We start from the raw sequence: 6,732 nt of genomic DNA, 5'->3' as shown, positions 1-6,732 counted from the left end.
GGCTTTTAACACACTGTTGAGTTCTCAAGAAACGGACGCGTACACCACCGGAAACCAGACCCACCAAGGACCCGACCCCCGACTGGGGCGTTCATTTCGTATGCCTTCATTTTAGCCGATCCGGTCGACCGGAACCAAATCGCGCCGTTACCGGCACTTGACTCCCGCCACCCGAACCAACGAGCATTCAGGCCGCCCCGTCTCCAGGGCAACCCCTCTAACTTACCCTACTGCTTGGGCGAGGTCAACCGAGCCGGTCAGAGGCTCGAAGGGCTTCGCTGCGCAGCACTGTGACGCCGGACCCACCGTGGTTACGCCGGATCCGCGGGTGTCATCAGAGAGTTCCCCGGGATCCCGGCGCCTTGACGGCGGCCGATCGTTCCCTGGGGCGAGAAGAACAGTAAGGGCGGTCTCGGGGTCCGTCAAATCGCGGCGGGCCCGCGCAGCCACGCCTCGGCCGGGACACGGCGCGCTGTTCATGCATCTACGGCGCCGACGTCGATCGAATGACTACGTGTGAACGCGTGGGAGACGCTCAGGGAGAGAGCCGGGCCAGGACGACCGGGGCGCGGCGGCCGTGGCGGAGCCGAGGCCCGTTATCGGGTCGCCGGCGCGGCCCTGCTCGCCGCCATGGTCGCGGCCCAAGTAGAGACGGGGCTGCGCCATGAGGACCTGAGGCTGGTCAGCCTGGTCGTCGTCCTGCTGGCGGCCTCCGCGATCGCCTACGCGGCGGCCGCGCACACGCTGCCCAGGGCGCTCGCCGCCTTCGGCGGGGCGGCCGCCGTGGGCTACGCGGCGGAGTGGATCGGCACGCGGTCCGGGGTGCCGTTCGGCTCGTACCACTACACCGGGGTGCTGTGGCCGAGCCCCGGCGGCGTTCCCCTCATCGTGGCGCTGGCCTGGGGCGGCATGGGGCTGGCCGCGCAGGCGGTCGCCCGCCGCGTCGCTCCTCGCGGCCGTATGGCCCGCGCGTGCGTGGGCGCGCTGGCCCTGACGGCGTGGGATCTGTTCCTCGACCCCCAGATGCTCCGCCTCGGACTGTGGCGATGGGAGGACACGGGGCCGTACCGCGGAGTGCCGTTCAGCAACTTCGTCGGCTGGTTCCTGGTGTCCCTGCTGGTCATGGTCTTGATCGACCGGGTCGCGGGCGGGCCGTCCTCCGGCAGCACAGGGTTGGTCGCGGTGTACACGGTGATGGCCGTGATGGAGACGATCGGTTTCGCGGCAGTGTTCCGCCCGCCCGACCTCCTGGTCGCCGCGGCGGGCGGAGTCGCCATGGGCACGTTCTCCCTGCTGGCATGGAGGTATCGATGGCGGAGGTGATCGTGGTCGGCGGTGGTGTGGGCGGCATGGTCTGCGCCCTGCTGCTCGCCCGTGACGGGCACGCCGTGCGGTTGTACGAGCGCCTGCCCCGGCTCGGCGGCAAGCTCGCCGAGCACCGCCGCGAGGGGTTCACGTTCTCGCTCGGCCCCTCGCTGCTGACGCTCCCAGGGCTGTTCCGCGAGCTCGGCGTCCAGCTCGACCTCCTCGAACTGGACGTCCTGTGCCGTTACCGCTTCCACGACGGGACGTCGTTCTCGGCCTACCGCGACCCGGAGCGCACGGCGGCGGCGGTCGAGCGGCTCGCGCCCGGGGAGGGCGAGCGGTGGCGGGCCTTCCACCGGTGGGCCCGCGGCTGCCTGGAGGCGTCGCGGCGCACCTTCTTCGCCGGTCCTATGGCGCCGCTGACCCGGCCGCCGCAAGAAGTGCGGGCCACGGACCTGTGGGCGGTCGCCCCCGGCCGCACGCTCCACGGTCTGGCCGGAGCGTTCTTCCGCGACCCCCGGCTGCGTCAGTACGTCGACCGGTACGCCACCTACGCCGGGTCGAGCCCGTACCGGGCGCCCGCGGCGCTGGGCTGCATCCCGGCCATCGAGCACGGGGAGGGCGGCTGGTACGTGCCGGGCGGCCTGCCCCGCATCGCCGACGCCCTGCGCGCGCTGCTGGACGAGGCCGGCGTCGAGGTCCACCTTTCCACCGAGGTGAGCGAGGTGCTGGCCGACCGGACGCGCGCCCACGGCGTGCGGCTGGCGAGCGGCGAGGTGGTCACGGCGTCCGCCGTGGTGGTCAACGCCGACGCCGCGTCCCTGTACGGGCGGCTGCTCCCCGACCGGGTGCGCTTGCGGCGCATCGCGCGGCTCGGACTGTCGTCCTCGGCGTTGCTCCTGCTCGCCGGCGTCGAAGGCAGGACCGAGGGACTGCCGCACCACTCGGTCGTGTTCTCCGCCGACTACCGCGAGGAGTTCGGTGACATCTTCGAGCGGCGGCGTCCCCCGGAGGACCCGACGGTCTACATCGGCTGCTCGGCCGTGGACGACCCCTCGCAGTCGCCCGCCGGCGCGGAGAACTGGGTCATGCTGGTGAACGTGCCCGCCGGAGATCCGGGGCGCTGGCCGGTGTCCCCCGAGGCCTACGGGGAGTGCGTGCTCGAGAGGCTGGCGGAGCGCGGGCACGACCTATCCGGGCGGCTGCGTTTCCTGGAGACCTTCACTCCGGCCGACATCCGGGACCGCTACGGAGCCTGGGGCGGGGCGATCTACGGGGGCGCGTACGCCGGCAGGCTCGCGCCGTTCCGCCGGCCCGGCAACCGAGGTCCTCGACGGGGCCTGTACCTGGTGGGGGGCTCGGTCCATCCCGGCGGCGGGCTGCCGCTGGTGACGATGGGCGGGCGGATCGTCGCCGACCTGGTGAACGAGGACCTCCACGGCCGGAACGCCAAGACGAAAACGACCGCGAACCCTGGCGCCGTACCGCTGGACGCCGGCACCCGTGGGCGCGGCGAGGCATGGTGACGGGGCGCCGGGCGGCCGCGGCCTTCGAGTACGTGCGCCGCGCCACAGCGACCGGATCCCAAGCGGCGGCCGGTTCCCAAGCGGCGGCCGGATCCCGGTCGTCGGGCGGTTGGCGGCCTGGAGGCGGAAGCCGGCATCTCGGACGGGTGCTCACCGGCGCGCAGGCGCTGGCCGCTCTGGCCGTCGGCGTGCGACTCGCGCGCGGGCGACGCCGCCTGCCTCCGCTCGCCCCCGGGGGCCCGGACGTCACCGCGCCGATCTCGGTGGTGATCCCGGCCAGGGACGAGGAGGCCCGTATCGGCCCGTGCCTGACGGCCGTACTGGCCGACCCGGCGGTGGCCGAGGTGATCGTCGTGGACGACGAGTCGTCCGACGGCACCGCCCGGCTCGCCGCCGCGCTCGGGGCGACGGTCGTGCGGGGACGGCCGCTGCCCGCCGGCTGGGTGGGCAAGCAGTGGGCCCTCCACCAGGGACTTCTGCGCGCCCGCGGCGCGATCGTCGTCACGCTGGACGCCGATGCCCGGCCGCTTCCCGGACTGTTCGGCGCGCTGGTCACGGCGCTGGAGGGCAGGGACCTGGTCAGCGTTGGCCCCCGGTTCGTGTGCGACGGGACCGCCGAGCAGGCGCTGCACGCCTCGTTCCTCGCCACGCTGGTCTACCGGTTCGGTCCCATCGGCCCTGCCACGCCCCCGCCGCCGCACCGCGTCGTCGCCAACGGCCAGTGCCTGGCCTTCCGGCGCGAGGCGTTGCTGCGCGCCGACGGGTTCGCCCGCGTTCGCGGCCACATGACGGACGACGTCGCGCTCGCGCGACTGCTCGCCGCGCGGGGGTGGGTGGTCGGGTTCCTCGACGCGGGCGGCCTGCTGGAGGTCGACATGCACGAGTCGGCGACGGACGTGTGGCGGCAGTGGGGACGGTCGCTGCCGCTCAGCGACGTGACCGGTCCCGCGTGGCAGGCCGCCGACCTCGCCGTCGTGTGGCTGGCCGCCGCCCTTCCTGTGCTGAGGCTGGCCGCCGGACGGCCGACCCGGCTCGATCTCGCGCTGGTGGCCGTACGGCTGCTGCTCGCGGGGGCGCTGCGAAGGAGCTACGCGCGTCCCGGCCCCGGCGTCGCCCTGTCGGTGCTGCTCGACCCGGCCACGGCCGTACGGCTGACGCTGGCGACGCTGCGTCCGGTGCGGACCTGGCGAGATCGCACCTATCCCCGCGTCCCTCCCGGGGGTGCGGTCGCGAGCGCCGCGCCGGCCGGAGCGTCCCACGAGGTCGGCGACGCCGTGGCGCCGGAGTCGCCTACCGCCACCGAGGCCGCGCCATCACAGCCGCATGCCCGCACGAACGCGGCGGCGCCGGAGGCGCCTACCGTCACGAACGCCGCGCCGCCAGAGCCGCCTGTCCGAAGCGCAGGCCGATGAGGCACATCAGCGCTCCCGTCGCGGCGACGTGGCCGAGTGGCGCGAAGGCGAACTGCAGCACCGGCAGGGCGAAGACGCCGGCCCTGGCGCCGATGGCGAACGACCGGGTGAGCATGGCGACGGCCGCGAGCAGGACCAGGGCGAGGGCGAACGCCGGCGGGCAGATGACCGCCATCCCTCCGGCGAAGGTGAGGATCGAGCGCCCGCCGCGGAACCGGGCGAACACCGGCCAGGCGTGCCCGGCCATCGCCGCCGCGACGGCGGCGTACGCGGGGAGCACGCTCGGCCCGGCGACCACCCAAGGACCGGTCGTGTGCCATCCCCCGGCCGCCAGCCCGAGCAGTCCGGCGAGCACGCCTTTGAGCATGTCGCCGGCGAAGACGGGCGCGGCCCCGCCCGCGCCGAGTCGCTCACGCACGTTCCAGAAGCCGGGGTTGCGGTCGCCGACGTCACGCGGGTCGAACCCGTGGGCCCGCGCGACCAGCACCGCCACCGGGATCGAGCCGAGAAGGTAACCGCCGATGACCGAGATCAGCGACATGACCGGCACGGGGAGCATCATCGCCTCGTTCCATCTCAACAGGTACGCGGACCTGGGCGCCGCGCGGTACATGGCGTTCGACCGGCCGGTGCTGCGCCGTACGAAGGGGCTGCTGTTCTGGCGGCTGCTCGGGACAGGGCGGGGACGGTCGATGACGCTGGGCGCGGACGCCCGCCGCTGGGCGCTGCTCGCCGTGTGGCGCGAGGAGGCGGCGCTGGACCGCTTCCTCGCCCGCTCCCCCATCCCGGCCAGGTGGCGCCGCGAGGCCGCCGAGTCGTGGCAGGTGCGCCTGGCGCCGCTGGCCTCCCGCGGACGCTGGGGCGGAGTGGCGCCGTTCGGCCCGGACTCCGTCCACCATCGCGCACCTGCCCAGGGTAGCGAGCCGCCCGCTCGCGGCGTCGTCCACGGCGTGACGCCGCACGATGACGGGGGCTCCGGCCTCGGGTCCTTGGGCGGAGGTGCGCCGGAGCACAGGACGGGACCGGTCGCGGTGCTGACCAGGGCCGCGATCCGGCCACGGAGCCTGGTGCCCTTCTACCGGTCGGTCTCCGGGGTCGAGCGACCGCTGCGCGAGGAGGACGGGTGCCTGGCCTCGGTGGGCATCGGCGAGTGGCCGCTGGCCCGGCAGGCCACCTTCTCGCTCTGGCGGGACGCCGCGGCCGTCCGCGATTTCGCGTACGCGCAGGGCCCGCATCGGCGGGTGGTCGAACGGGTCCGCGCGGAAGGCTGGTACTCCGAGGAGCTGTTCGCCCGCTTCGCGCCCTACGGGAGCGAGGGGACGTGGGACGGCGCCGATCCCCTCGCCGCCCGCGCGCACGAGGGCCCCTGAGAGGGTCCGGCAGGCACGCGCCTGCGCGTGCCTCACCGGGCGGGCGTGACGGTCAGGTGCTCGCGCACGCGCGCCACGACCTGGCCCTCGGCGAGGTCGCGGGCGACGACGCAGGCACGGGCGATCGTCGCGGCCCGGGAGGAGCCGTGCGCCACGACCACCGTGCCGGCGAGGCCGAGAAGGGCCGCTCCGCCGTGTGTCTCGGGGTCGTAGCGGCGGGCGACCTGCCGCAGATCGTCGGGCCCGGCGATGCCGCACCGGGTGACCAGGGACAGGGTCGCCCGGACCGTCCCCTCGACGTTCTTCAGCACCACGTTGCCGGTGAATCCGTCGGTGACCACCACGTCGACGGTACCCGCGAGGACGTCGTCGCCCTCCACGTTGCCGTGGAAGCGGAACGGCATCCAGCGCAGCAGTTCCTCCGACCGGCGGGTGAGCCGGTTGCCCTTGCCCGGCTCGGAGCCGATGGAGAGCAGGCCCACCGAGGGGTCGTCCACGCCGAGCACGAGCTGGGCGTAGGAGACGCCGAGCAGCGCGAACTGCGCGATCATCTGCGGGGTCGGGTCGACGGTGGCGCCCGCGTCGACCAGTACCGTGGCCCCGCCCCGCAGCGACGGCAGCGCCACGGCCAGCGCCGGGCGCAGCACCTGCGGGGCCGTGCCGAGCAGGCCGATCGCGCTCGCGACGACGGCCCCGGTGGAGCCGGCCGACACGAAAGATCCGCCGATGCCCTGCCGCAGCAGGTCCAGGCCGACCGCGAGGCTGGATCCGGTCCTGGTCAGGGCGCCGACGCCGCGTTCGGACATCGGGACGGCGTCGGTGGCCGGTGCGATGTCGGCCTCCCCCGCCGCGCCGAGACGCGCGAGCTCACGGCTCAGGACGTCCGGCAGGCCGGTGAGGATCACCTGGACGCCGTGTTCCCGCCGCGCCTGGACGGCTCCGCGCACGGTCTCGGCGGGGCCGTGGTCCCCGCCCATGGCGTCGAGGACGACCGGCCGCGACGGGACCGCCGGAGACGCGGCGTTCCGCCCGCTCGGCGTGCCCGGCGCCGGCGTGGGCGGGGACGCGGGCGTGGAGGGGGTGTCCGCCTGGGAGGGGGTGTCGTGGTCGCGATCCATC

6 protein-coding genes are annotated in these 6,732 nt (G+C 74.6%); 4 read left to right on the top strand and 2 right to left on the bottom strand.

The genetic code is table 11. From position 1 onward, the window contains the following. Nucleotides 1–516: 516 nt before the first annotated feature. From ABZT47_RS32505 to ABZT47_RS32495, 3 genes are all read left to right on the top strand, one after another. Complete coding sequence (locus ABZT47_RS32505; protein WP_354850730.1) at nt 517–1,323, top strand: carotenoid biosynthesis protein; 807 nt, start codon at nt 517–519, stop codon at nt 1,321–1,323. Beyond that, complete coding sequence (crtI, locus tag ABZT47_RS32500; protein ID WP_354850727.1) at nt 1,311–2,831, top strand: phytoene desaturase family protein; 1,521 nt, start codon at nt 1,311–1,313, stop codon at nt 2,829–2,831. Before ABZT47_RS32505 ends, crtI begins: the two co-directional genes overlap by 13 nt. 146 nt (nt 2,832–2,977) lie before the next feature. Beyond that, on the top strand, nt 2,978–4,243 hold the full coding sequence (locus tag ABZT47_RS32495) for a glycosyltransferase family 2 protein (RefSeq protein ID WP_354850723.1): 1,266 nt from the start codon (nt 2,978–2,980) through the stop codon (nt 4,241–4,243). Here the strand turns inward: ABZT47_RS32495 and ABZT47_RS32490 are convergent. Then, a complete protein-coding gene (locus ABZT47_RS32490; protein WP_354850750.1) occupies nt 4,194–4,784 on the bottom strand; it encodes a glycerol-3-phosphate acyltransferase in 591 nt (196 codons plus the stop codon). The two genes, ABZT47_RS32495 and ABZT47_RS32490, sit on opposite strands and share 50 nt — an antisense overlap. On the opposite strand from ABZT47_RS32490, the gene ABZT47_RS32485 reads away from it, so the two are divergent. Beyond that, nucleotides 4,765–5,613 (top strand): spheroidene monooxygenase, encoded by an 849-nt coding sequence (locus ABZT47_RS32485; RefSeq protein ID WP_354850720.1) that lies wholly within the window; start codon nt 4,765–4,767, stop codon nt 5,611–5,613. The genes ABZT47_RS32490 and ABZT47_RS32485 overlap by 20 nt on opposite strands. Nucleotides 5,614–5,645: 32 nt before the next feature. On the opposite strand, the gene plsX is transcribed toward ABZT47_RS32485, so the two are convergent. Beyond that, nucleotides 5,646–6,731 carry a phosphate acyltransferase PlsX gene (plsX, locus tag ABZT47_RS32480; RefSeq protein WP_354850717.1) on the bottom strand — a complete coding sequence of 362 codons (1,086 nt, stop codon included), beginning with the start codon at nt 6,729–6,731 and terminating at the stop codon, nt 5,646–5,648. Between the last annotated feature and the right edge of the window lies 1 nt (nt 6,732).

Origin of the sequence: Sphaerisporangium sp. NPDC005289 (assembly GCF_040607455.1) — a bacterium.
Lineage (GTDB): Bacteria > Actinomycetota > Actinomycetes > Streptosporangiales > Streptosporangiaceae > Sphaerisporangium > Sphaerisporangium rhizosphaerae.
This window is presented reverse-complemented; position numbering and strand designations above follow the sequence as displayed.